The sequence below is a fragment of the Croceicoccus sp. genome (assembly GCF_983967925.1).
The window spans coordinates 52,870-78,479 of sequence record NZ_CFETID010000001.1 but is presented as its reverse complement, the minus strand read 5'-3'; the positions used below and the strand labels follow the sequence as shown (position 1 = coordinate 78,479).

21 protein-coding genes and 1 pseudogene are annotated in these 25,610 nt (G+C 65.1%); 6 read left to right on the top strand and 16 right to left on the bottom strand.

The annotated features are described in order from the left end of the window. Positions 1-20 precede the first annotated feature (20 nt). Positions 21-755, bottom strand: coding sequence for a ZIP family metal transporter (locus AC4FIJ_RS00400; RefSeq protein ID WP_490334745.1), 735 nt, complete (start codon positions 753-755; stop codon positions 21-23). Between the two features lie 178 nt (positions 756-933). After that, complete coding sequence (locus tag AC4FIJ_RS00395; protein WP_490334744.1) at positions 934-1,113, bottom strand: hypothetical protein; 180 nt, start codon at positions 1,111-1,113, stop codon at positions 934-936. Between the two features lie 169 nt (positions 1,114-1,282). On the opposite strand from AC4FIJ_RS00395, the gene AC4FIJ_RS00390 reads away from it, so the two are divergent. The 3 genes from AC4FIJ_RS00390 to AC4FIJ_RS00380 all read left to right on the top strand — a co-directional run bounded on the left by AC4FIJ_RS00390 (position 1,283) and on the right by AC4FIJ_RS00380 (position 4,036). After that, positions 1,283-1,615, top strand: coding sequence for an antibiotic biosynthesis monooxygenase family protein (locus AC4FIJ_RS00390; protein ID WP_490334932.1), 333 nt, complete (start codon positions 1,283-1,285; stop codon positions 1,613-1,615). An 11-nt stretch (positions 1,616-1,626) separates the two neighbouring features. Beyond that, on the top strand, positions 1,627-3,000 hold the full coding sequence (fumC, locus tag AC4FIJ_RS00385) for a class II fumarate hydratase (protein WP_490334931.1): 1,374 nt from the start codon (positions 1,627-1,629) through the stop codon (positions 2,998-3,000). Between the two features lie 175 nt (positions 3,001-3,175). Beyond that, positions 3,176-4,036 carry a BON domain-containing protein gene (locus tag AC4FIJ_RS00380; RefSeq protein ID WP_490334743.1) on the top strand — a complete coding sequence of 287 codons (861 nt, stop codon included), beginning with the start codon at positions 3,176-3,178 and terminating at the stop codon, positions 4,034-4,036. 58 nt (positions 4,037-4,094) lie between these two features. On the opposite strand, the gene AC4FIJ_RS00375 is transcribed toward AC4FIJ_RS00380, so the two are convergent. Genes AC4FIJ_RS00375 through AC4FIJ_RS00360 form a run of 4 tightly spaced genes read right to left on the bottom strand, consistent with a single transcriptional unit; the run spans position 4,095 to position 8,299 of the window. Further along, complete coding sequence (locus AC4FIJ_RS00375; protein ID WP_490334742.1) at positions 4,095-4,376, bottom strand: hypothetical protein; 282 nt, start codon at positions 4,374-4,376, stop codon at positions 4,095-4,097. Between the two features lie 3 nt (positions 4,377-4,379). Then, a complete protein-coding gene (locus AC4FIJ_RS00370) occupies positions 4,380-6,923 on the bottom strand; it encodes a cbb3-type cytochrome c oxidase subunit I (protein ID WP_490334741.1) in 2,544 nt (847 codons plus the stop codon). Beyond that, positions 6,920-7,873: a cytochrome c oxidase subunit II gene (locus AC4FIJ_RS00365; RefSeq protein WP_490334740.1), complete on the bottom strand. Its 954-nt coding sequence runs from the start codon at positions 7,871-7,873 to the stop codon at positions 6,920-6,922. The genes AC4FIJ_RS00370 and AC4FIJ_RS00365 overlap by 4 nt, the downstream gene beginning before the upstream one ends. 21 nt (positions 7,874-7,894) lie before the next feature. Further along, on the bottom strand, positions 7,895-8,299 hold the full coding sequence (locus AC4FIJ_RS00360; RefSeq protein WP_490334739.1) for a c-type cytochrome: 405 nt from the start codon (positions 8,297-8,299) through the stop codon (positions 7,895-7,897). Between the two features lie 28 nt (positions 8,300-8,327). On the opposite strand from AC4FIJ_RS00360, the pseudogene AC4FIJ_RS00355 reads away from it, so the two are divergent. Further along, positions 8,328-8,927: pseudogene (locus AC4FIJ_RS00355) on the top strand (c-type cytochrome); the annotation flags it as partial. A gap of 13 nt (positions 8,928-8,940) precedes the next feature. Here AC4FIJ_RS00355 and AC4FIJ_RS00350 read toward each other — a convergent pair. The 5 genes from AC4FIJ_RS00350 to AC4FIJ_RS00330 all read right to left on the bottom strand — a co-directional run bounded on the left by AC4FIJ_RS00350 (position 8,941) and on the right by AC4FIJ_RS00330 (position 17,200). Then, a complete protein-coding gene (locus AC4FIJ_RS00350) occupies positions 8,941-9,612 on the bottom strand; it encodes a cytochrome b (protein ID WP_490334738.1) in 672 nt (223 codons plus the stop codon). Then, positions 9,609-10,337, bottom strand: coding sequence for a cytochrome c oxidase assembly protein (locus AC4FIJ_RS00345; RefSeq protein WP_490334737.1), 729 nt, complete (start codon positions 10,335-10,337; stop codon positions 9,609-9,611). Before AC4FIJ_RS00345 ends, AC4FIJ_RS00350 begins: the two co-directional genes overlap by 4 nt. Positions 10,338-10,425: 88 nt before the next feature. Next, the gene (locus tag AC4FIJ_RS00340; RefSeq protein ID WP_490334736.1) at positions 10,426-10,620 is read right to left on the bottom strand and encodes a hypothetical protein; all 195 of its coding nucleotides are present in this window, start codon (positions 10,618-10,620) and stop codon (positions 10,426-10,428) included. After that, positions 10,620-14,873, bottom strand: coding sequence for a translocation/assembly module TamB domain-containing protein (locus tag AC4FIJ_RS00335; protein WP_490334735.1), 4,254 nt, complete (start codon positions 14,871-14,873; stop codon positions 10,620-10,622). The genes AC4FIJ_RS00340 and AC4FIJ_RS00335 overlap by 1 nt, the downstream gene beginning before the upstream one ends. Next, entirely contained in the window at positions 14,873-17,200 is a 2,328-nt protein-coding gene (locus AC4FIJ_RS00330; protein ID WP_490334734.1) for an autotransporter assembly complex protein TamA, read from the bottom strand. The genes AC4FIJ_RS00335 and AC4FIJ_RS00330 overlap by 1 nt, the downstream gene beginning before the upstream one ends. Positions 17,201-17,516: 316 nt before the next feature. Here AC4FIJ_RS00330 and AC4FIJ_RS00325 point away from each other — a divergent pair, with 316 nt between their 5' ends. After that, the gene (locus AC4FIJ_RS00325) at positions 17,517-18,470 is read left to right on the top strand and encodes a YihY/virulence factor BrkB family protein (RefSeq protein ID WP_490334733.1); all 954 of its coding nucleotides are present in this window, start codon (positions 17,517-17,519) and stop codon (positions 18,468-18,470) included. Positions 18,471-18,499: 29 nt separating this feature from the next. Here AC4FIJ_RS00325 and gntA read toward each other — a convergent pair whose 3' ends face one another. Then, positions 18,500-19,192 carry a guanitoxin biosynthesis heme-dependent pre-guanitoxin N-hydroxylase GntA gene (gntA, locus tag AC4FIJ_RS00320; protein WP_490334732.1) on the bottom strand — a complete coding sequence of 231 codons (693 nt, stop codon included), beginning with the start codon at positions 19,190-19,192 and terminating at the stop codon, positions 18,500-18,502. Between the two features lie 181 nt (positions 19,193-19,373). Here gntA and AC4FIJ_RS00315 point away from each other — a divergent pair, with 181 nt between their 5' ends. After that, a complete protein-coding gene (locus AC4FIJ_RS00315) occupies positions 19,374-21,236 on the top strand; it encodes an ABC-F family ATP-binding cassette domain-containing protein (protein WP_490334731.1) in 1,863 nt (620 codons plus the stop codon). Here the strand turns inward: AC4FIJ_RS00315 and AC4FIJ_RS00310 are convergent. The 4 genes from AC4FIJ_RS00310 to AC4FIJ_RS00295 are packed head-to-tail and all read right to left on the bottom strand — an operon-like array spanning position 21,233 to position 25,284. Further along, on the bottom strand, positions 21,233-22,447 hold the full coding sequence (locus AC4FIJ_RS00310) for a class I SAM-dependent methyltransferase (RefSeq protein ID WP_490334730.1): 1,215 nt from the start codon (positions 22,445-22,447) through the stop codon (positions 21,233-21,235). The genes AC4FIJ_RS00315 and AC4FIJ_RS00310 overlap by 4 nt on opposite strands. Next, positions 22,444-23,499, bottom strand: coding sequence for an NAD-dependent epimerase/dehydratase family protein (locus AC4FIJ_RS00305; RefSeq protein WP_490334729.1), 1,056 nt, complete (start codon positions 23,497-23,499; stop codon positions 22,444-22,446). Before AC4FIJ_RS00305 ends, AC4FIJ_RS00310 begins: the two co-directional genes overlap by 4 nt. Next, positions 23,423-24,280 carry a glucose-1-phosphate cytidylyltransferase gene (rfbF, locus tag AC4FIJ_RS00300; protein WP_490334728.1) on the bottom strand — a complete coding sequence of 286 codons (858 nt, stop codon included), beginning with the start codon at positions 24,278-24,280 and terminating at the stop codon, positions 23,423-23,425. Before rfbF ends, AC4FIJ_RS00305 begins: the two co-directional genes overlap by 77 nt. Continuing rightward, complete coding sequence (locus AC4FIJ_RS00295) at positions 24,277-25,284, bottom strand: glycosyltransferase family 2 protein (protein WP_490334727.1); 1,008 nt, start codon at positions 25,282-25,284, stop codon at positions 24,277-24,279. The genes rfbF and AC4FIJ_RS00295 overlap by 4 nt, the downstream gene beginning before the upstream one ends. Positions 25,285-25,610: the final 326 nt, after the last annotated feature.

The window sequence follows — 25,610 nt, the reverse complement described above, 5'->3', positions numbered from 1 at the left end:
TGGGCTCCGTTGCTGTCAGATCAGTTGAAATAGGCCGACATCAAGAGCAGCAGGACGAAACCGGCGGCAAAGGACGGGCTCGAAATCTTGCGCGGCGCGCCGGGCTGGTCCGCCTCGGGCACCAGATCCTCTATCGTGGCCGTAATCAGCAGCCCGGCGAAAATGGCGAGGACGAAGCCGGTCAGGCCCGCGCTCGCACCATTTAGGGCGAGGAAACCGGCGACCGCCCCGACCAGCGGTGCCAGCGGATAGGAAAGCGCTGCCTTCAGCCTTGTCTTGCGGCTGAATCCTGCATGGCGGAACCCCGCCGTGATGGCGAAACCGCCAGGCAGATTGCCGACGATCTGCGACGCGGCCAGCAATGCGCCCAGATTGCCCTCTACCGCGCCGCCGCCGCCGGTCATCAACCCGTCGCTGAACAGATCGATTGCGATCGCGGTATAGGCGCCCCAGATCAGCGTGCCGCCCTTTTTCCCCTGTATCCGGTTGGACAGGCGGTAGAACATGACCGACACGCCCGCGCCCAACAGGACCGCGAGCGCAAGCACCCATGTGTCGGTCCGGTCCTGCGCGCGGGGCAGCAGTTCCATGGCGGCAACCGCCGTCGCAAGACCCGCGGCCATGTGCAAGGCGCCGCCCGTGAGCCATTCGGGCGGTTTGCGCCATTCCGCCAGCAACACGCCCAGTACCGTGCCCAGCGTCGGCAACAGCGCCAGCAGTAGCACGTCGAAAAGGCTGAGGGTATCGCCCGTCAACGCGCAGGCCGTTCGTCACGGGTGTTCTCGCTGTGATCGGGGGTCGACGATTGTCGCAACGGGGGGATGCCTCCGGATCGGTTGGAAATGGTCATTGCCTGCGGCGTCCGAGTTCGATGCAAAGGCGGGACCGCTAGACGCCTCGCGCCGCGGTCCCGCCACTTGTATCCTTGAGGGATCAGCCTCTCTGCTGGCTCGACCCGCGGGTTTCCGGTTCGCTTCCGCGCGCAAGATCGGTGTTCTTAGGCGTATGCCCGCTGCGCTGCTTGACGTTGCCGTTCTGCATTCCGGTCTGGTTTGCCGGCTTCTGGTCTTCGCGAAGTCCGTCGTCGTTCGTTTCGGCTGGGTTATCGGCCATTGTCATCCTCCTGGTCTGTAGTGCTTATCCAACCGACGTTTGGCGCGCCCATGCGTTCCATCATTTCGCTTTCCCGGGCACGCGGCGCACACGCGACCCCGGGACCGACCTGTGCCTTCATGCGTTGCAAAACCGGGCGGTCATAAAAACAACACAGCGGAGAGCGATGATGTTCGTTGCAGCCTATTGGTGGGAAGTTCATCCCGGCAAGGAAGAGCAGTTTCGCAAGGCTTGGCGCCGCGGGACCGAGTTGATCCGGCAGCGTTACGGCAGCCTGGGATCGCGATTGCACCGCGAGGACAGGAACGGCCGCACACGCTTTGTCGGCATCGCCGAATGGCCCGACAAGGACACCTGGCAGGCCGCCTTCGATAACAAGATGGTCTATGACGAACCCGAAACCCGCAGGGCCTTTGTCGAGGCGATCAGCGATGCGGGCGAAATGCCGCTGTTGCTGATGGAAGTGACCGACGATTTATATTTCGAGGAGAATGCCTGTTGACCCAAGCGACCATGCGGCAGGAAACCGACAGCATCGGGGCCATCGACGTGCCCGCAGACGCCTATTGGGGGGCGCAGACCCAGCGAAGCATCGCCAATTTCCCTTTCGGCCAGCGCGAACAGATGCCGCTGCCGATCGTCCATGCGCTCGCCATGGTGAAACTGGCCGCCGCCCGGATCAACCGCCGCCACGGCCTGCCTGACGATATCGCCGATGCCATCGAACAGGCCGCGCAGGAAATCATCGCGGGCCGGCATGACGATCAGTTTCCGCTGGTCATCTGGCAGACCGGAAGCGGCACGCAGACCAATATGAACGTCAACGAGGTGATCGCGGGCCGCGCAAACGAGATCATGACCGGCACGCGAGGCGGCAAGTCGCCCGTCCACCCCAACGATCACGTCAACAAGGGCCAGTCCTCGAACGACAGCTTTCCCACGGCGCTGCATGTCGCCGCCGTGCTAGAACTGCGCAGCCGCCTTGTCCCTGCGCTGGGCCGGTTGGCCGACGCGCTGGAGGCAAAGGCGCAGGAGTGGAGCGACATCGTCAAGATCGGGCGCACCCATCTGCAGGATGCGACGCCCCTGACGCTGGGGCAGGAATTCTCCGCCTATGTTCAGCAATTGCGTGCTGGGCACAGCCGTATCCAGCAGGCGATGGGCGATCTGCGCCAGCTTGCGCAAGGCGGAACGGCGGTGGGCACCGGCCTCAACGCCCCTGACGGTTTCGCGCAGGACATGGCGGACGAAATCTCGCGGATCGCCGAATGCGTGTTCCGGCCTGCCGAGAACAGTTTCGAGGCGCTCGCCTCCAACGACCCGCTGGTGCAGATGTCGGGCACGCTGTCGACGCTGGCCGTATCGCTGACCAAGATCGCGAACGACATAAGGTGGCTTGGGTCCGGGCCCCGGTCGGGTCTGGGCGAATTGTCACTGCCCGCGAACGAGCCGGGCAGTTCGATCATGCCGGGCAAGGTCAATCCGACGCAGTGCGAGATGCTGACGATGGTCGGAGCGCAGGTCATCGGAAACCACCAGGCCGTCACGGTGGGCGGGCTGCAGGGCGCGTTCGAACTCAACGTGTTCAAGCCGCTGATCGGGGCAGGGGTGCTGCGTTCGATCGATCTGCTGGCCACCGGCATGGACAGCTTTGCCGAGCGCTGCGTCGATGGCCTTCAGCCCGAGCGCGAACGCATCGCCAATCTGGTCGACAGGTCGCTGATGCTGGTCACCGCCCTCGCGCCCGAGGTCGGCTATGACAATGCCGCCAAGATCGCCAAGCATGCGCATGGAACCGGGCAGAGCCTGCGCGAATCCGCGCTGGAACTGGAACTGGTGGACGCGGAAGTTTTCGACCGATTGGTCAGGCCGCGCGACATGACCTGAGGCGGCGCAATGCCAGTGAATGTGCTGGTTTGCGCCAGGCTGTTTTTGAGCCGCGCCGGAGTGGGGACAGGTGAGACGCTTCGCGCGTTTCATAAGCACAGGGTCCGAAAAACGGGCCAAGGCAGGGATTTGAACACCCCGCCGATTGCAACAACCGAACATTCCGGAGAGAATCATGGACGACCGCAACGACTATCGCAGCCAGCAATATGACGACGACCATCGCATGTCGCAGCACGAGCAATGGGACGACCGTTCCTACAGGGGCGGCAACTTCTCGCAGGATCAGGACGACCGCGTCCGCTGGCGCGGCGGCAACCGCGAGCGCAGCTATAACCGCAGCGGGAACGGAGGCGGATCGCGCGAATTCGATATGGCCGACCGCGACCGGGTCCGTATCCAGGACGATTATCAGGGCAAGCGCAGCTCCGGCATGCGCCGCAGCTATGGCTCGAACAATTACGGTCCGGAGCAGGATCGCGGCTATGGCCGGTTTACGTCCGAAAGCTATGGCGGACGGGATTTCGCCGATAGCGCGCGGGCACCCTATTACGGCTATGCCGCTGGAACCGGCGGCCCGGGTCGCGGCGGTGCCTACCCGTCGCCCTACGACTATGACAGCGGTCGCCACGGTTACGACCGCGACGATTATCGCGGCAGCCACGACCGGGGCTTCTTCGAACGCGCCGGTGACGAGATTGCCAGCTGGTTCGGCGACGACGACGCGGCAAGGCGCCGCGAGATGGACCACCGCGGCAATGGACCGCAGGGCTATCAGCGTTCCGACGAGCGTATCCTTGAGGATGTGTGCGACCGCCTGACCGAGGACCGCTATCTTGATGCGCGTGAAATTACGGTCAGCGTTCAGGACGGCGAGGTGACCCTCAGCGGCACCGTCCCGATGAAGCGCGCCAAGCGCCGCGCCGAGGATTGCGCCGACGATGTATCGGGTGTCGGCCATGTGCAGAACAATCTGCGCGTGCAGGAGCGTAGCGATGATAATCTTCGCTCGCAGGAGCGTAACGACACGCTCTGATCCATGTACCGAACTTGGAAGAAGGGGGTCCTTGCGGGCCCCCTTTTTCTTGCCGCCCTTATCCGATCAGGGGCGACAGCGTGCTGAAGGCGATGGCACCCGCCGCAATCAGGACGGACAGGCTCGATACCGAGGCTAGCGTCTTGTCCTGTCGCCGCCGCCACAGCCACCACAGGCCCCCGAACGCCGCCAGCGTGACCGGCAACGCCAGCCACCGCCCTGCCGCCATGCCCGGAAACGCGATGCTGATGGACCACACGATCATGAAATGGGCGAACCACACGCTGAAGGCCAGCGCCAGCGTGATCCAGTCCTGCCGTGTGTGAAAATCGCCTGCCATCGCCTAGCTCCCCGGAAACAGCCGCGTCAGAATGGCGAACCCCATTCCCTGCACCGCGACATAGGCAATGAAGCGCGCCACGATGTCCAGCGTCACGCTGGCAGGCGCCAGCACCAGACCCCGGCCACTGCGATAGCCGAGATAGGCCGCCATCAGCAGTCCGATCGCCACGGTGCACCCTTGCAGCGAAAGCAGACCCGCGACGATGGCTCCGTGACCGGTCAGCACCGGGTCGAGGCCCGCCTGCTGCCATCCCGTTATATCCCAATAGAGCGCGCCCGCCGTGAGAATGGCGGCCAGCGCGGACATGATCCATGGCCCTTGTCCAGCAAAGGTTCCTGCCTGCCGCGCAGCAAGCCATCGGCGTGACCCCCAGCTTGCCACCAGCGCCAGCGCCAGCAGGGCGACGATCCCGGCTGTCTGCGGCACGGGCGGCGGGTCGATCCAGACCTCGGGGTGTATGCCAAACAGATAGAGATAGCCGAACACCGCCATGATCGCGATCATGCCCATCACCACCATCAGCGTGTTGAGTGCCCACCAGCCGTGGCTCGACGGGCCGGTGATCGCAATGGGAACGGTGATCCCGGCGCCGATGTCGGCAGTCGTCTGAGCGACCGGGCGATCCGTCTCCCACAGCCATCGCAGCGTGCAGGCCACCGCGATTACCCCGCTGGCCGCCGCGAACAGATAGCCCTGCACCGTCAGCGAGAGGAAAAACGACGCGGTGAAGAATGCCGCCGCCAGCGGCCAGGCCGACGGGCCGGGCATCAGTTGCAGATATTGCGGCTCCGCATTGATCGGGCTGGTGATGATCGTCTCGCGCAGGCCGGTCGCGCTGTTCGGCAGGAAATAGCGTCCCTCCGCCACGTCGTCGCAAATGTCGGGATCGTCCCACAGCGGCTCGCGCGTGCGCACCAGCGGGATGGAGCGGGTCGAATACATGCCGGTGGGCAGCCATTCCAGCGTGCCCCCGCCATAAACATTGCCCGCGTCCTCGTCCGTGGTGAAGCGGAAGCGGCGCGCAAGATCCACCAGGAACAGCAGCACGCCCGTCGCCAATACAAACGCGCCCACGGTCGATATCAGGTTCAGCACATCGAAACCGCGACCCGGCAGATAGGTATAGACCCGCCGCGGCATGCCCATGAATCCAGTCAGGTGCATCGGCAGGAAGGTGATGTGCAGCCCGGTGAACATCAGCCAGAAGATCCAGCGCCCCAGCCGTTCCGACAGCGCGTTCTTCGACGTCATGCCGTTCCAGTAATAGAACGCGGCGAACATCGGGAACACCATCCCGCCGATCAGCACGTAATGCAGATGGGCGACAATGAAATAGCTGTCGTGCACCTGCCAGTCGAACGGGACCATGCCGACCATCACGCCGGTCAGCCCGCCCATGGTGAACACCACGATGCTGCCCACGATGAACAGTGCCGGGGTCGACCAGCGGATCTTGCCCGCGGCCAGCGTCGCGATCCAACAGAACACCTGTATCCCGGCGGGCAGCGACACCGCCATGCTGGCCGCGCTGAAATAGCCGGTGGAGACGCGCGGCATGCCGGTCGCGAACATGTGATGCGCCCACACGCCAAAGCTGATGAAACCGGTCGCCACCAGCGCCAGCACGTTGAGCCGGTAACCCACCAGCGGCGTGCGCGCGACGGTCGAGACCATCATGCTCATCAATCCCGCCGCGGGCAGGAAGATGATATAGACCTCAGGGTGGCCGAAGAACCAGAACAGGTGCTGCCACAACAGCGGATCGCCGCCGCGCGTGGGATCGAAGAACGGCCAGTTGAACGCGCGCTCCATCTCCAGCAGCAGTGTGCACAGGATCACGCTGGGGAACGCCACGATGATCATCACCGCGAACACCAGCATGGCCCATGCGAACATCGGCATGCGGTCCAGCGTCATGCCCGGCGCGCGGGTGCGCAGCACGCCCACGATGATCTCGATCGCCCCGGCAATCGCCGAAATCTCGATGAAGCCGATGCCCAGCAGCCAGAAATCTGCATTGATCTCGGGGCTGAAGGCGATGGAGGTGAGGGGCGGGTACATGAACCAGCCGCCCTCTGGCGCCAGACCCACGAACAGCGAGGCGAAGAACGACAGCCCGCCGACGAAATAGGCCCAGAACGCAAAGGCAGACAGGCGCGGGAAGGGCAGGTCACGTGCCGCCAGCATCTGCGGCAGCAGCATCACGCCCAGCGCCTCCACCATCGGCACGGCAAACAGGAACATCATCACCGTGCCATGCATGGTGAAGAACTGGTTGTAGGTATCCTGCGGCAGCACCTCCAGCAGCGGGGCCGCCAGCTGCACGCGCATGCCCAGCGCCAGAATGCCCGCCAGCAGGAAGAACAGGAACGCGGTCGCGACGTAGAAAAAGCCGATGTAGTTGTTGTTGACGACCGTCAGCAGGCCCCAGCCCTTGGGGTTTTCCCAGATCCGCTCCAGTTCTTCGACCTCGCCTTCGGGGCGGGGGCGGTGGGTCGGAAACAGGCGGTATAGATCGTGGTCGAACCCCGTTTCCGATTTCATTTCTGCTGCTCCAGCCAGACGGCGATCTGCTGAAGCTCGGCCGGGGACAGCATGGCATATCCGGGCATGCGGTTGCCGGGCTTGATCGATTGCGCATCGCCGATCCAGCCCATCAGAGTGCCGCGATTATTGGGCAATATGCCCGCGCCCAGCGTGATGCGGCTGCCGACATGCGTCAGGTCCGGCCCGGCAAGGCCGTTCGCGGGCGTCCCGGCGACCCGGTGGCACGCGCCGCAGCCGCTTTCCATGAACAGTTGCCTGCCCGGATCGTTTGCCGCACCGCGTGCGGGTCCCGCCGCCGCGATCTGCCGCGCGTTCATCCATTGCCGCCATTCGCGCGGCGGCGTGGCCACCGTGGCGAACCCCATCAACGCATGCGGCCCGCCGCAAAATTCGGCGCAGATGCCGCCGAACTGGCCCGCCCGGTCGGCCTGTATGCGCAGCAGATTGGTGCGGCCGGGGACCATGTCCTTCTTGCCCGACAGATGCGGCACCCAAAAGCTGTGGATCACATCCGCGCTGCGCAGCTCCAGCACGACGGGCACGCCGACCGGCAGATGCAGCTCGTTCGCATCTTCCAGCACCACATTGCCCGCCTCGTCCAGATACTGCACCCGGAACCACCACATCTCGCCCGTAATTCGCACGCGCATTTCCTGTCCGGTGATGTCGCGCGACAGCGATGCGGTCAGCGTCAGGCCCCATACCAGCAGCACCGTCAGCACCACGCCCGGAAAGGCGATGCCGCCGATCCAGATCGCCCGTTCGCCGCCCAGCCTGGACTTCAGCCCGGCCGGGCCTTTCACCGCGATCCACAGGGCCGCGATCACGATGCAGGTGACCACCACCGACATCGCCACCAGCGCCCATGTCAGCGTGGTGACGCTGCTGGCATAGGGTCCTGCCGGGTCGAGGACGGGAGGGGGCCAGCCCCATAACGCTTCAAACATCTGTGTCCTCGATCATCGGCTTTAATTATCAGGGCGCGAATAGAGATAGGCCGCGATATCGCGTGCCTCGCGTTCTGTCACGGGCATGGGGGGCATGGTCGATCCGGGGACGGCGGCGGGGGCATTGCGGATAAAGGCGGCCAGATTGGCCGGCGTATTGGGCAGAACCCCGGCGATGGGCGTCCTGTCGTCGAACCCCATCAGCGAAGGACCGGCGCGTCCGCGCGGCCAGTCGATCCCGGCTATCTCGTGACAGGCGCCGCATCCGGCCTGCCTGATCGCCGCCAGACCCCGCTCTTCCGCCGAAGCCTGGGTCGTGACCCGCTCGTCGGGCGGCTGCTTGCACGCGCAAAGAACCGCCACGCCAAGCAAGAGCACGGCGGTGCGGGCAGCTTTCGCCGCTTTCTGACGGTATTCCCCCTTCATTCCATGGGGAACCAGCCTATGCTGGCGAATGTTCCCGTCAAACATGCCCCATTTGAAACGCAGCTTCATCGCCGTGACCGCGGCCTTCGCCCTTGCGGCGTGTTCGGAGAGCGAACCGCGAACCGATCGTTTCGAGCAGACCGGCAAGCTGCTGGCGCTCAGCGGCGGCGATGCGGGGGCCGAGGGGGCGTGCATCAACTGTCACGGCCTGCAGGGCGAGGGGAACGGCGGAGACGCGCCGCGGCTTGCCGGGCTGAACAGCGGCTATATCGTGCGGCAGATGGATTATTTCTCGACCGGCCTGCGCCGCCATCCCAAGATGGTCTGGATCGCGGATCACGTCGACCGGCCCCAGCGCCTGCGCCTCGGCGAATATTACCAGTCGCTACCGGTGCCCCGCGATGTCCCCGGCGCCGGTCCGATCTCGGACGCGGCCTGCGATCCGCGGATCGCGCGCCTCTATCATCAGGGCGATGCGGATCGCGGCATTCCGTCATGCGCGTCGTGCCATGGTGCAAACGGACAGGGCGACATGGCGAACCCGCCGCTCGCGGGGCAGCCCGCGCCCTATCTGGAATTGCAATTGCGGCACTGGCGAAACGGAGAGCGATACGGAAATCCTCAAAGCGGAATGCTGGATATCAGCCGGCTTTTGGCGGACGGGGAATTGCAGGCGCTGGCGGGCTATAGCGCGGCCCTCCGGGATGCGAATGCGTATCCGGCACTTCCGGCAGCATGCCTTCCAGAACGTCGTCCCGATCCCAGAAATGATGCTTGATCGCCGCCAGCGCATGGGCCGGAACGAGTAGCGTCATCACGACGACGCAGGCGACATGGATATTCATCGCGATACCCATCGCCCATTCCGCCATTTCGGGTGAGAAGTCCTGAAAAGGCATGTTGGGGATCGGAATGAAACCAAGCAGATAGAGCTGCTGCGACGGCTGGACCGCCGACCACAGCGCCCAGCCCGACAGGGGCAGCACCACGAACAGCGCATAGAACACCGCGTGGATCATATGCGCTATGGTCGATGCCGCACCGGGCGCGTCGGCATCGTTGATCGGACCCGGCACCATCAGCCGCCAGACCAGCCGGCCTCCGCCCAGCAGCAGTACGGCAAGACCCAGCTGGCTGTGAAACGCATAGGCGGACAGCTTGTCCGCGCCGACGGTCAGGCGCTGCATGTACCAGCCGGACAGCAATTGCGTGATGATCATCGCGGCCATGATCCAGTGGAACGCGACCCCGACGGGGGTGTATTTCCCGCGCGAACGATAGCGGTCCGCCCAGTTCCGCAGCGGCTCGATCATGGACGCGCCGCCATGGCCTCGTCACGGCCCATCCAGCGATAGAGCAGCACCATCGCCGTCAAAAGATAGATCGCCGAAGCGGGCGCCCACATGATGATCCCGGCGATCTGCTGGTCCTGCAGCGGCGTCAGGCCCCATGGCTGCGTCGTCAGCCAGTGCGGCGCGTAAAGCGGGCGGCCCGCAAAGGTGATCAGCGCGCCTAATATGCCCATCAGCACCATCGCGCCCAGCAGGGCCGCGACAGCCGCGGCGGTCGGCGCCTGCTTCAGCTTTGCCCACCAGATGGCGGCGGAAAGCGTGACGCTGAACTGCATCAGCCAGAACACGGCGTCGCTCGACAGCGCGGCCTCGTAAAAGGGCGGCGCGTGCCATGCCCAGAACACCAGTGCCTGAAGCGCGGTCCAGACGGTCAGCGTGAGGGGGATGCGCTGCCCCAGACGGGGGATTGCAGCCGCCAGCAAGGGCGCAAGCACGGTCGCCAGAAGCACGTGATGCACGACCCGCGCCATGAACAGCGCCGAGGACAAGGCGCAGAACGGGCTAATGAACAGAAACGCAAAGACCGCCGCCGCATAGCGTATCGCAGGGCGTGATCCGGTGGGTATCCGGCCCGAAAACGCGAGCGTAAGCGCCAGCACCGCCAGCAGCCACGGGTCGAAATTCCACCGCATCAGCCAGTCATCGGGCAAAGGCGCGATGCCGCAATAGGGCGCCCATCCGTTCACGATTCCAGCCTCAGCGATCGGAGCCTCCCTTTTTGCGCGTCCTGCATCCGGAAAGGCGACGCGCCCGTTTGGTTCCTGCCCGACGCGCTCATCGGGCCCGCTCCGCCTTCGGGCCTTCGCCCTTGGTGGGCTGCGCGACGGCCAGTTCGCGGTCGATCTCCTGCTGCAATTGCTTCGCCTCGGCGTCGGCTTTTTCGAAGCGTTCGTCGAAGCTCGGCTCGCTCTGGCAGGCGCCCGCCATCAGGCAGAAGAGCGCGACCGGAAGGGCTGCGGACCGGCGCATCAGTAATCCTTCCGGTACTGCACCGACACGTCGACCGCCGACGAACCGCCCGCCTGGCTCAGCACCGACAGCGCCGGGGTCAGCGCGATTTCCAGCTGCGTGGCGGTGAAGCCGCGCGCATCGGTGATCAGCTCGACGTAAATGTCGTCGGTCAGATATTGCCCCGCCGCCAGCGCCGTGCCGCGCCCGGTGGCGTCGTCTCCGCCAAGGATGCGCAGCCGGTCCACCCCGGTCGCCGAACGCAAGGTGCCCAGCGGATTGAGCCCGCCGCCCGAACTGCGCAGCGAATTGAGCGAAGCGGCCAGCTGCACGGCCTGAATGGTCGAGAGATTGCCCACCGAATTGCCGAACAGAATGCGCGACAGGATCTCGTCCTGCGGCAGGCCCGGCGTGCTGCTGAAGGCGATCTGCGGATCCATCGCGCGGCCCGTGACATTCACGCGAACGGTCACGTCCTCGATCTCCTCGCTGGCGGCGATATTGATCATCGGGTCGATCGTGTTGCCCCCGGTGAAATCGACCTCACCGTTCTCCAGCTCGAACGAACGCCCTGCAAAGCCCAGCGTGCCGCGGATCAGTTCGACGCTGCCCGCAAGGCTGGGCGAAGCGCTGGTGCCCGACAGGTTGAGGTCGGCGCTCCATTCGCTTTCCAGACCCATGCCCGAAACATACAGCCGCTCCGGCGCGGTCACCGACAGGTCGAGCCGGACCTGGTCGAACAGGCCGGGCTGATCCTCCACCGGCTCATCGCCCGTGATCCGTACGGGACCGCGCGGCGGCTTGAAGCGAACGCCGGTCAGCGTCGGCACCTCGGCAGCAGCCTGCGTCACGATCTGATAGCGGGTTTCGGGCAGGTTGATGTCGCCCGACAGCAATGCGGTCTGTCCGGCCTGCTTGGTCAGCGACAAGGTTCCGGTCGCCGTGGCCGCCAGCGAATTGCTGTCGGCCAGTTGCGCCTGATCCATGGTGACGTCGAAGTTCATCGGATAACCGGCATCGGCGGCAAGGCTGACGAAGCCATTGGCCGACACCGTGCCGTCGCCTGCGCGTGCATCGAAGCTTTCCAGTTCGAACCGGCTGCCGGAAAAACGGCCACTCAGATCCATGCGCGTCAGGCGGGTGCCGTAGGTCTGGTTTTCATAGGTCAGCCCCTTTCCGCGCACGATGCCCGCCAGCTGCGGCTGCTGCACCCGGCCCGAGAAATCGGCGGCCACGGCCAGCGGCCCCGACAGCGTCTGATCCGGCTGGCCCGCGAAGGAGAACAGCGTCCCGGCAGGCCCGTTATAGCGGAATCCCCCGCCCAGAGGCGCCGCCAGCAGCCGCGTCGTCCAGTCCCCCGCTCCCGGCGGCAGGGGCCGGAGCGAGGCGATGAGACGGCCGATGACCGTTCCGCTGCGGCGAAGCACGGCGCGGGCCTCGCCCCCGTCGGCGAGCAGCTTGCCGACGAAATTGATGTCGACGGGCTGGCTGACCGCGGCGGCGGTGGTGCGGGTGAAATCGTCGATCCGGATGCGCGCATCGGCGCGGGGGAAGGCGCCCGGCGATGTCTGCTGAAAATCGAAACTGCCATTGGCCTTGCCGCCCACGCCCAGTCCGGGCGAGAACGCATTGGCGAGCGAGATGTCTATGCCCTCCATCCGGCTCTGCAACTTGATCCCGTCGCCGTAATTGCCGGCAAGGCGGACATTGCCGCCCCCGACATTGATCCGGCTTGGCAACAGTTCATAGCTGCCGTCCTTCGGCACGATACGGGCGGGGCTGGCGGTGGCGAAATCGATACCGCGCGCACGGCCCTTGGCGGCGATGCGCCACAAGTTCGGCTGCAGATCGGCATTGGCGGACACTTTGAAGGGCACGCCCGCGACGCCTTCGGCCAGCAATTGCGCATTGCCGCGCCCGTCGCGGTAGTCGACCTTTACGCGCCCCGCCGCAAGCCGCGTGGTGCCATAGGTGAACCCGGCCAGCTGCGCATCCGCCTGCACCAGCGGCTGATCGTAGAGGATCACGCGCGCATCGACGATCGCGGACCCGACCGACAGATTGCCCGGGCCGGGAAGCTGTGTGTCCTTGGCGCGCAGATTGATCAGCGCCTGCTGATACTCGCCTGCCGCCGACAGGCGCACGATGCCGCCTAACCCCTGTCCATCGGCAGTCAGCCTGCCCGCGAACGGACCCGCAGGCGTCTGCCGCAGCGATCCGGCGAAATCGATGCCGCCCAGATTGGCGCGCGTGATGTCCAGCGTGGTGACATCGCCGGTGCCCAGAACGACATCGGCGGTCAGCGGGCCGTAATCGGTATCGCCATCGGCGACCAGCCGGTATCCGCCGCTCGCGCCGGTGACGCGGGCGTTCAGATTGGCAAGGCCGATGCCAAGGCCGGGACGTTCGGCAGTGATGCGCGCATCGGGATTGCTGACCGTTCCGGCCACCCGCACGCCGACCGCGCCATAGGCATCCGTCACCGCATCGGCATTGAGCGCGATCTGGCCGTCGGGCGAATAAGAGCCATAGCCGCCGGTAATTCGCGCCGAAGGCGCCTCAAGCCGCAGGTTGCGGAACCGCAGCGTGCCGTCGCCGCCATAGCGTATGTCGGCCCCCGCCACCGCTTGGCCTCCAAGGAAATCGGCCAGGCTCTCGTTATCGATCCGCTGCGAGCGCACCCCGACGCGGCCTGCCAGCGCGTAATCGCCGTTGGGCTCGGTCATCAGGTCGATATCGGTGCTGAGGTCGAAAATGCCGACACTCTCGATCCGGTAATTGTCGAGCCTGCCATCGACCGCGCCGGTATAGATCCCGGTCGAAGTATCGGCGAGCAGCGTCAGATCGGCATTCAGACGGTCCGAACGGATCGTCATGTTGTCCGACAGGATGCGCGGCCCCTGTATCGCGATGTCGCCCGCAAGGCGCACGTTCTGAAGGCTGCCGCCCGCAACGGTGTCGACGCCGGTGATGCGGGCCACGCTGGCGTTCACGGGGATCAGGATCTGGTCCGCCTTGACCGTTGCATTGCCCTGCGCGCGCAGGTTCTCGATCCCCATGTCGTTCATCGCGATCCGCGCGGCGGTGATGTCGTAATCGACCGCGGGCGTCGCGAACTCGCCGTCCAGCGACAGCTTTGCGTTGATCCCGCGCCCGGCAAGGTTCTCCGCGAGTGCCGAGGGCTGGAACAGCACGAAACTGACGCCAAGATCGTCGAAACTATTGTCCGAAAGGTCGATCCCGCCATCGGTATCGAGCCGGAATGCATCGCTATTGACGCCGCCCGCCAATTGCGCGCGGCGTTCGTCCAGCGCGGCGGTCAGGTCGATGTTCAGCACCGGCCCCAGCAGGGCGGCGGTCGGCCCCTCGAACAGGCGGGCCACGCGGGTGGGTCCCTCGACCGTGAAGGTGCCGTCGCGGGCCGTCAGGTCAAGCCGCGCGAACTCCGTCCCGGCAAGATCGGCATTGAGGTCGCCCGCCCAGCTTTGCCAGTCGCCTTCGCCGTCGAGCCGCACGGTCAGCGGTTCGGTCAGCCCCGCCATGGTGGCCACCACGCCGTCGCCCGGCGCGTCCAGCATCAGTTCGATGTCCAGCCGGTTATCCTCGGGCACCGCGTCGAGCAGCAGGGCCAGCCGGTCGCCGCCCGGTGCATCCGAACCGCGCTCGCGCAGCGTGTTGGCGTCAAAGCGGACCTGTGCGCGGCCATCGGCGATATGCACTTCGCCCGCCATGTCCACCACCCGGCGCTCGCCCGTCACCGGCGCTTCGGCGACGAAGCGGTCCACGCGCAGCTCGTTCACATCGATGTCGAGATCGGGCAGCAGCGGATCGTCGCTGGGCGGGGTCTCGTTGAATTCGGGCAGGCGCTGCAGCGTGATCAGCGGACTGGTCAGCGAACGCACGTCGACATGGTTGTTCACGAAGGCGAACGGCCGCCAGTCGACCGCGATCTCGGGCGAGGTCAGGAACACACCCTTGGGATCGCGCACCTCAAGATCGCGGATTACCATCGCGCCATAGATCGACCCGTCGATCGCGCCGATGCCGATCTCCATGCCGTTCTCGAACTCCATCCCCTCAAGCTGGCCGATGATGAAGCGCTTGCCCGGTCCGGTGTTGAGCAGCAGAAGCACCGCCGCGATCACCAGCAGCAGCGCCGCGAGCGCGATGCCGACCCATTTCAAAATTTTGCGACCGCGATGCCGGGGCTCCGGCTCGGGCGTGTCGTGGACGGGGGCGGCGGGATCGCTGGCCATGGTCGCTTCCTCTGCCATCAGAACGCCTGCCCGATCGAGATATAGACGCCGAACCTGCTTTCGCCCTGCCGCCGCCCCAGCGGCATGGCGACATCAAGCCGCACCGGCCCGAAATTGGTGTAATATCGCCCGCCGATGCCCACGCCATAGCGCAGGTCCGAGAACTGGGGCGTCGTCTCTTCATAGACCTGCCCCGCATCGACGAAGCCGACCACGCCGTAATTGCCGAAGCGATAACGAACTTCGACCGATGCCTCGTTCAGGCTCCGCCCGCCGATCGGATTGAATTCGAATGGATCGGCATCGTTGTCGGGATCGTCGGGGTCGAAATCGGGATTGGGTTCGCGCGACTGCGGACCCAACTGCTGGAACCCGTAACCGCGCACGGAACCGCCGCCGCCCGAATAGAACCGCCGCGAAGGCGCCAGATCGTTGCGCGCGATCCCCTGTATCGAACCCAGCGCGATGCGGCCCGCCAGCACGATGGCATCGGTGGCTTGAAAATAGGTCGAACCGTCGATGCGGGTGCGGACATAGGGGGTGAAACCGTCCTGCAGCGATCCCTCGGGCTCGACCAGCGCGGTCACGCGGAAACCCTCTGTCGCGTTCAGCAGGTCGTCGGTCGTGTCCAGCCCGATCTGGCCCGTCAGCCCGCCGATGAAATAGGTGCGGCGCACCCGGTCCATCACGACCGGGTCCCACGCTTCCTCGACCGTGCCGATGATCTGCGCGCCATAGGCATAGCTCAGCCGCTTTTGCCACAGCGGGGTGGAGCCATAGCTCCAGTTGATCCCCAGCCGCCCGGTAAACGCCTCGAACGCGTCATAGTTGGAATGCAGCGCATTGGCCGAAAGCTGGAAGGTGCGGTCGCGCCGCCCCGCGTTCGAGCGCGTGAAGCTGGCCCCGACGCCCTGTTCGTTGGTGCCGAGGATACCGTTGAAGCCCAGCGCGCCTTCGGGCGGGAACATGTTGCGGTTGGTCCAGCTGCCCTGCACTCGGAAACCCTGATCGGTCCCGTAACCCGCACCGCCCGCCAGGGTGCGGAACGGGCCCGCGTCCTGTTCGACCAGGATGGTCGCGTATTCGGCAGGGCCGGTCGCCCCGTCCGGACCCTCGACCATGCCCGCGTCCTCGCCGGTCTGCTGCGGCGTGACCGAGACGGTGTTGAACAGCCCGGTCGCGACCAGCGCCTTGCGCAGATCGTCGACATCGTCGCTGTCGTAAAGCTCGCCCCGCTCGAACCGGGCGAGCGTTTCGACATGCTCGGCATCGAAGGCGAGATTGCCGGTCGTCTCGATTCCGCCGAACACCGCGCGCGGTCCCGTGTCGATCGGCAGCGTATAGGCCCCGGTCCCTTCGTACTGGTCGAGCAATATGTCGCGCTGCCCGATACTGGCGAACGGATAGCCGTTCTGCGGCAGGGTGACGGCCAGACCGGCCTCTGCGCCCTGGACCCGCGCGGCGATAATGGGTTCGCCGATCTGCAACGGGAAGTTCTCGGTCAGAAGGTTTTCGGGCACCACCGGCGGCGCGTCGAGGGTGATGTCGGAAAAGGTAAAACGCTGCCCGGGCGCGACGTCCAGCACTGCGGTCAGCTCCTCCTCGGTGCGGTCCAGCCGCGTCGTCACCTCCGCCTCGTACCAGCCTTCGGATGCCAGGATCTGCTCCAGTAGCGCGCTGTCCTCGGTCAGGCGGGCCGAGACCTGCGCCGTATTGGCCGCTTCCCGCCCGTCCTCGCGCAGCGCGGCAAGGCTGTTGAACATGCCGTCGAGATCGGTCTCTGTTTCCTCGTCCGCCTGCTCCAGCCCGTTGATCTGGATGTCATAGGCGATCTCGACCGGCTCGTCGGGGTCAGACGTGTCCTCGGCCAGTTCCACGGGTTCGACGTCGAAGGTTGACAGCGGGGGCAGGGGGGCGGCCAGCTCTGCGTCTCGGACAGGCGCGTCGCCGATTTCCTCGACCGGGTCCTCATCGGCCAGCGCCGGATCCCCCAGCGGGGGCGACTGGCCTTCGCTCGTGGTTTCGCCGCCCGTGGTTTCGGCCTCGCTCACCTGTTCGCCCGCGTCGCCCGCTTCCTCCTCGATCCGGCGTTCGAACGCCTCGATCGATTCCAGGGGGCCGTCCATCGCGGGATCGTCCGTTTCCAGGTCGGGGACGGTGCTTTCGAATTCCTCGTCGGTGATGACCGGCTCGACTTCGGGCAATGTGACGCCCGGCGGCGGCGCGGGGATGCCGCTGTCGTCCTGCGGGGCCTGCATGGCCTGTGTGTCCTGAGGGCGGGATGCGTCCTGCGCGCGGGCCTCCATCGGCATGGCAAGACCCGCCGCAAGCGCGCCCGCGGCCACGCAAGCCGACAGAAAGGGGCGGGTTTTCGCGCTGGCCGATCCGCTGTAGGCACAAATACGGCCCGGCGCCGTTAGGAATTCAGGTGGTGGAAATATCGCGGCACGCTGCCGCGACCAGATCAGGTGAGATGCATTGGATACAGCCAAGACTACCCCTCGCGACAGCATGGAGCCGGTAGAGACGGCCCGTGTCGATCCCCAAGCACCCAATCATGAACGATCCCAAAGCTCCGGTGAAGTGCCGGGTGCGACGGCAAGCTCCCCATTGGAACTTCCGCGCAAGGCGTGGAAGCAGATTGGTAAACGCGTATACACCATGTGGGGTTTCCACAATCTGTCGCTTCTTGGGGCGGGGGTCGCATTTTTCACCTTTCTGGCCATCACGCCGCTGCTGGCCGCGACCGTCATGGTCTATGGGCTGATCGGCGACGTGTCGACCGTGCAGCGGCAGATGAGCACTTTGTTCGACGTCATGCCCGCCGATGCGGCGACCATGATCGAACGCCAGATGATGGCCGCCGTCACGACCAGTTCGGGCGTGACCGGGGTGGCGCTGGCGATCGCGCTGTTCTTTGCGATCTATGGTGCGACCCGTGCGGCCAAGGGGTTCATCATCGCGCTCAACGTCATCAACGAAGAGCATGAGAGCCGCAATTTCATCAAGCTGACCCTGCGCGGCCTGCTGCTGACGCTGGCGGCCATCGGCATCGCCATCACCGGCGTGGTCAGCGGCGGCGTGTTCGCCTGGCTGCAGCGCCATTCCGAAGCGTTTCTCGGCGAGAGCACGGGTCTTCTGATCAAGATACTGGCCTGGGTCGCCGCGATATCGCTGGGCAGCCTCGGCTTTGCGGTGATGATGCGTTACGGCCCCGACCGCCGCCCGGCACGCTGGCGCTGGCTGGCGCCCGGGGCATTGGGCGCGACGCTGATCTGGCTGTTGATCTCCTTCGGCTTCTCGCTCTATGTCGCCTATGTCAGCGACTATAACGCGACCTATGGCTCGCTCTCCGCGATCGTCGTGTTCCTGATGTGGCTGTTCCTGTCGGCCTATGGCGTTCTGGCCGGGGCGCTGATCAATGCCGAGATCGAGCGCCAGGTGAAATGCGATACCACCGTCGGCCCCGACCGCCCCATGGGCGAGCGCGGCGCGACCCTTGCGGATGTCGAAGAAGGCGGCCTGTCCATCGACGAATGGCTGGAACAGACGCAAAGGCGCACGCTGCAGCACCGCGCGCGCAAGATGCGGAAGGACGAGGCGAAGAAGGCCTAGTGTCTTATGGCCGGGCGACGAAAGGCGGATTACGCCGCGCCTTCGTCCGACCTCTTGTCGCGGAACGGGCATTCCCATTTGTCGCTCACCAGACGCCCGGAATATTGCAGCGCCTCGCTCGTCTCGCCGTGGCGGGCGAGCATCGGGTTGACCGACCCCGCCAGCTGCTTGTCGCGCTGCAGGATGGTCTCGCGGATACGCTCGTACCGGTTCTGGGCGCGCAGCTTTTCGAACTGGTCGTGCAGGTTGAACACCAGCACCGGCCGGTCGAAACGGCGTGCGGGGCGGCTCGCGCGCGGATGCATGCCGACGACGAAGAACGCCTCCCCGCCAAAGCTCAGCGAGAAATGCGGATCTTCGGGATCGGGGCTGACGCGCTTGTCATAGGGCTGTTCCAGCCAGGCATCCTTGTCGGACAGCGACTGGATGCGTTCCCACATCGCGGCCTCGAATTCCTGTTCGTCCAGACCCTCGTCCTCTTCGAACACGAAGGCGAGCGAACGGAACAGGCCGGGATTGTCCTGATAGGCATAGGCCCAGTCCAGCAATTCGCGGTGCATGCGCACATCGTCCCACGCGCTGGTGATGGTGCGGCACACGACGATGTTCAGCGTCCCGCGCGACAAGGCGCTCTTCGCGCCGACGCAGGGGAAGCCGTGCGAACGGATGAAATCCTCGAACTCCTCGGCGATGTTGTCCTGTGTATCCGCGACCTTGTCCATCGTTAACGATCCTTTCGCGCATAATCCCATTGATCGCGCGTTGACCCCTTAACCTTTCGAACGGACTTTGTTTCCATTTCATGCGGCCAGCTGTGGGACCGGCGATATAGAGTCCGGGCATATAATCGATTGGGCATATAAGTGATTGGGCCGGCGCCGCCTCGCTGCTATGGGGCCGGCCATGCTTACGATCGACGGCCTTACCGTCCGGCTTGGCGGCCGGCCCATTCTCGAACGCGCCAGCGCGTCCATCCCGCTTGGCGCGCGCGTCGGGCTGATCGGCCGCAACGGCGCGGGCAAGTCGACGCTGATGAAGGCCATCATCGGCGAGATCGAGCCGGATGAGGGCGACATCGCCAAGCCTTCGCGCGCGCGCATCGGCTATATTGCGCAGGACGCGCCCAGCGGAACGGTCACGCCCGAAGAGGTCGTGCTGGCCGCCGATACCGAACGCGCAAAGCTGCTGGCCGAGGCGGAAAGCTCGACCGATCCCGACCGTCTGGGCGAGGTGCACGACCGGCTGCTCGCCATCGACGCCTATAGCGCACCCGCACGGGCGGCGAAGATCCTGAATGGTCTGGGTTTCGACGAGGAGATGCAGAAGCGCCCGCTCGACAGCTTTTCGGGCGGGTGGAAGATGCGCGTCGCGCTGGGCGCGCTGCTGTTCTCTCAGCCCGACGTGCTGCTGCTGGACGAGCCTTCGAACCACCTCGATCTCGAAGCGACGCTCTGGCTCGAGAATTTCCTCAAGAGCTATCCGGCGACCCTGCTGGTCATCAGCCACGAGCGCGACCTGCTGAACAAGGTGGTCGATCATATCCTGCACCTGCAGGGCGGGCAGCTGGCGCTTTATTCGGGCGGATACGATTCGTTCGAACGGCAGCGCGCCGAACGCGCGGCCCAGCTTGCGGCGGCCAAGGCCAATCAGGACGCGCAGCGCGCGCGACTTGCCGATTATGTGGCGCGCAATTCGGCCCGCGCCTCGACCGCGAAGCAGGCCCAGTCGCGCGCCAAGATGCTGGCCAAGATGCAGCCCATCGCCGCGCTGGCCGAGGATCCCTCGCTGACGTTCGACTTTCCTTCGCCCGCCGAATTGCGATCGCCCATGATCACGCTCGACAGCGCGGCCGTGGGGTATGAGGAAGGCAAGCCCATCCTGCGCCGCCTTGGCATCCGCATCGACGCGGACGACCGGATCGCGCTGCTGGGCCGCAACGGCAATGGCAAGACGACCTTCGCCCGCCTGCTGGCCGCGCAACTGCAGCCGCAGGAAGGCGCGATGAACGCGTCGGCCAAGATGAAGGCAGGCTATTTCACCCAGTATCAGGTCGAGGAACTTGCCGCAGAGGAAACGCCGCTGCAACTGATGACCCGCGCGATGGAGGGCAAGACCCCCGCCGCGGTCCGCGCGCAGTTGGGCCGTTTCGGCTTTTCGGGTCCGCGCGCCGAGCAGAAGGTCGAGAAGCTGTCGGGCGGCGAACGCGCACGGCTTGCGCTGGCGCTGATCACCCGCGACGCGCCGCACCTGCTGATCCTGGACGAGCCGACCAACCACCTCGACGTCGACGCGCGCGAGGCGCTGATCCATGCGCTGAACGATTATTCGGGCGCGGTCATCCTGATCAGCCATGACCGCCACATGGTCGAACTCACCGCCGACCGGCTGGTGCTGGTCGATGACGGCACGGCGAGCGAATATGCGGGCAGCATGGACGATTACATCGATTTCGTGCTGGGCCGGAACCAGCCCAAGGAAAAGAAGCCGCAAGCCGCCAAACCCGCCAATTCGGCCAAGTCGCGCGCACAGGCCCGCTTCGTGAAGTCCGAGCTTTCCCGTGTCGAAAAGGCGATGGCCAAGCTGCAGGCGGACATCAGCGAGATCGACCGCGCCATGTACGAACCCGCCAACGCCGCCCCGAAATGGGCGGACAGGACAATGAGCGACCTGCTGGAACACCGCGCAAAGATCGCCGCCGAATTGGAAGGTGTCGAGGCGGAATGGCTGTCGCTTGGCGAAAGGCTGGAGGAAGCCGAAGCCGCCTAATTCTCCAGCGTGACGATCTCTGGCGAGAGGCCCAGTGCCGACAGGTCGTGCGCAATCTCGTCGCGGTAGACCGCGTTCATTACGATCACCAGATCGGGTCGGAACGAGGCCAGATCATGCGGCGACAGGATCGCATGGCCCGTCCCCGGCATCGCGTGGCCCTGCCGGTTGGGATTGATGTCGACCACCGCGCCGACCAGTTCCGGGCGGGGCTGGGCGGCAAGGAACGACACCGCCTTCGACCCGCTGCCCCAGATCGCCACCTTGCGGCCTGCCGTGATCGCCGCTTCGATCCGGTCGGCCCAAGCGGCCTGCTTGGTCGCTATGCGGTCCGCCAGACTCGCCGCAAGCCGAGCGATCTCCTCGCGGTCGTCGGCGGCTTTGAACACAGGCGCATCGCCGACCGTCGCCTCTATCGTCAGATACTGGTCGTCATACTGGTGCAGCACCCGCAGCGGCGCAAAACCGGCCTGTTCGAACAGCCGCGCGAGCGACCCCTCGGTGAAATAGGAGCAATGCTCGTAATAGATATCCTCATAGGCGGCATCCTGCAGGATGCGCATCGCATTGGGTATCTGGAAGAACACCAGCGGCCTGCTGCCCTCGACGATCCCCGCGCGTACGATGCGCAGGAAATCGAGCGTGGGCACGATATGCTCCAGCGTCATCTTGCACACGATGGCGTCGAATTGCTGCCGCGCCAGTTCGGGGGCGAAAAATTCCGGGATCAGCGTCACGCGCTCCGCCCCTTCGATGCCCTCGATCCGTTCGGGCAGGGCGCTGGGGTCGATGCCGGTGCAGCGGTTCTCGCCCAGCTGCGACAGCAACAGCAGGAACTCGCCCTTGCCGCAGCCGATCTCCAGCACCTCGCGCCCGCGCAGTTCGTGGCGCTCGATCAGCTCGCGCGCCAGCGCGGTGTGAAAGCCCGAGAAGGTGGGCGAAAAGCCCTGCGTTTCTTCGTAACGCTCGGAATACTCGCTCGCGCCCTGCCGGATCGCGGCGTTGAAGATAAAGCCGCATCCCTCGCAGTGGCACAGGCTGATGTCGCCGCGTTCGACCTGCCGCGCGCTGTCGGCATCGTCGAACAACAGGCAGGAACTCACCGGCACATCGTCCTGCGCATAGATCTGCGCCAGTGATCCGCCGCCGCACGACGGGCAGGCGGCGATCAATTGCCCGGCATCGGCCGCGACGGACGCGGCGATATTCATGCGGCGGCCTTTTGCGTCACCGGGCGGAAATCGGCATCAACGGTTCCATTCGCCAGCCGGTGCTTCATATGCGCGATCCGGTTGTAACGCTCGCCTTCGAACTCGGCCAATTTCAGGCCGAACGCCGCATAGGCCTCCAGCAATTGCTCGACCCCCAGCCTGCAGGTCCAGCGCGGCCGATAGGACGGCAGCACCCGGCGGATCAGGTCGCAGTCGACGCGGTAGTTGCGCTTGTCCGCCTCCGCGCCCGCGGCAAAGCCCAATGTCGATCCGGGGACCATGCGGTGCACGATCTCGGCAATGTCGCGGATGCGATAATTCTCGTCCGTCATGCCGATGTTGAACGCAGCGCCGTGCACCGCCTCGCGCGGGGCCTCGACGATGGCGACATAGGCGGCGGCGATATCCTCGACATGCACGATCGGACGCCACGCGGTGCCGTCGCTCTTCAGGTGAACCTCGCCCGTGGTGAAGGCCCATGCGGTCAGATTATTGACGACAAGATCGAACCTGATGCGCGGCGACAGGCCATAGGCCGTGCTGGCACGCAGGAAAGTGGGCGAGAAATTCTCGTCCGCCATCGGCCCGACCAGACGTTCGACTTTGGCCTTCGACTCGCCATAGGGCGTGACCGGATTGAACGCCGCGTCCTCGGTAATGTAATCATTGCCCGACGCGCCATAGTTCGAGCAGGACGACGCGAACAGGAACCGCGAAACGCCCGCCTGCTTCGCCAGCCGCGCCAGATCGACCGAGGCGGTGCAATTGATCGCCTCTGTCAGGCCGGGACGGTAATCGCCCAGCGGATCGTTCGACAGGCCCGCCAGATGGATGACCGCGTCGAACCCACGCAGCGCCTCCACCGCGTCGCCGCGCGCCACGAAGTCGCGCAAATCGTGCCCGACCAGCGGCAGTTCGACCGGCGCGCCGCTGAAATCGCAGGCGCCGAAAAGGTCGGAATCCAGCCCGTGAAGATCATGCCCCCGCTGCTGCAGCAGGGGGACGAGGACCGATCCGATGTACCCGAGATGGCCCGTCACCAAGATCTTCATCAACTTCGTCCTTCCAGATTTTCCAGGGCGCGCTGCCCGAATTCCATGCGTCGTTCAGCAGCTGCTTCTCGCGCATCGTGTCCATGCATTGCCAATAGCCTTCGTGCCGATAGGCCATCAGCTCGCCGTCCTGCGCCAGCCGGACCAGCGGGTCCTGTTCGAACATCATCGTGTCGCAGGTGATATATTCCATCACCTCCGGCTCCAGCACGAAGAACGCACCGTTGATCCAGCCTTCGCCGATCTGGGGCTTTTCGGTAAAGCTGGTGATCTTGTCGCCCGACAGTTCCAGATGGCCATAGCGGGCAGGGGGGCGCACCGCCGTCAGCGTGGCCAGCCTGCCGTGCGAGCGGTGGAAGTCGAGCAGGCCTGCAATGTCGATATCCGCCACGCCGTCGCCCCAGGTGATCAGCGCGGTTTCCTCGCCAAGAAAAGGCGCAAGCCGCCTTATGCGCCCGCCCGTGCCCGCGTTCATGCCCGTTTCGATCAGATCGACCGACCAGTCGGGAATTTTGGGCAGCGTGTGGCTTGCCACCATGCCCGACCGTGTCGCGACATTGATCGAACCCGACTGGTTGTGCAGGTCGCGGAACCAGCGCTTGATGTATTCGCCCTTGTATCCCAGCGCGATGCAGAATTCCGACAGGCCGTAATGGGCATAGATCTGCATGATATGCCACAGGATCGGCATGCCGCCGATCTCGACCATGGGCTTGGGCCTGATGTCGGTCTCTTCCGAAAGGCGGGATCCCAGCCCGCCGGCAAGGATCCCCACTTTCATCGGGCCGTCTCCATCGTCTCCTTGACGACAGGGGCAGCGGGCCTTTTCGCTGTCGTCTCCGCGGCGGGAAGGGGACCCTTGTGCCCCCGCGTCACCAGATTGCGCATCGCCCGCGCCGTCCGGGGCGAGGCGAGGCTGGTCGCTTCCAGCACATAGCGGCCCAGCTGCCGAGGCTCGAACGCGCGGCGCAGCACGACGCGCCGCAGCGAAGCGGGCGAGGCGACATCCGCGTGCTGGCGGCAGATTTGCAGCAGGTGGCGCAGCAATTGCCAATGTTCCGCCGCTGCCAGCCTGTTCTTCGCGCCGCCCTGCCATACTGCGCGCTCAAGCTTGTCATCGATGTTCAGCGAGCGCTGCTCATGGTCGCGGTTCCACAGCACCGCATCCTCGATCCGCCGCCAGCGTCCGCGCAGCGCCAGTTCGGCCAGCAGCGCCTGATCGGAACCGTAATAGGAGGGATGAAGATCGGTCCGGGCCAGCGCCGAGCGGCGCATCACGCCGAAAATCGGAAAGCACATCCGTCCGAACAGGCCGACGACCTGCTTGAAACGCGCCGCTGCATCCCCGGCGTCGATGTCGGGCGTGTCCCAGCCTGCCGGCGGCAACCGCCGCCCGTTGGGATCGATGCTGACCGTCTTGCCGAAGGCTAGCGAAAGGTCCGGATCGGCATCCAGCGCGGCCACGCAGTCGCCGACGTAATTGGGGCTGAGCAGATCGTCATGCGCGCACCATTTCAGATATTCGCCGTCAGACAGTTCATAGCCGAGATTGTAGTTACGCGACGCCCCAAGGTTCACGCGGTTGCGGACATAGGTGATGCGGTCGTCTTCAGCCGCCAGCGTCCGCACGATATCCTCTGTCCCGTCGGTGGAGGCGTTATCGGTGACGATCAGTCTGAAATCGGCATGATCCTGTTCAAGGATCGATGTAATGGCCTCTCGCACATATTTGTCGCCGTTGTAGACTGGCATGGCCAGAACCACCCGGCTCTTCACGCTACTCATAACGCCCCCGTTATTATCGCTGCCCCGCCGATCCAAGAAACCGGAAAAGCCGAATTGTTGCAATGGCGCATCGGAGGAAAGCTGTTAAACTTTTTCGACGTCTTCATTCAGTCGATTGAAAAATCTGGATCTTAATTTGCCGCGGCCGCCTTGTCGGTGCAGCTTTGATCCATAAGCCACAGTTGACCTATCAGTCCCATGAGAGGCCCAAGTTGCCGCGACAGCGGCAGAATCCACTTGCTTCTTGAACGCCGCCAATCTTTTCGATGGCCCGGCAGCCGACGCGCATCAGGATACTTGCTTCTACCTATTTGGGATAGGAACGC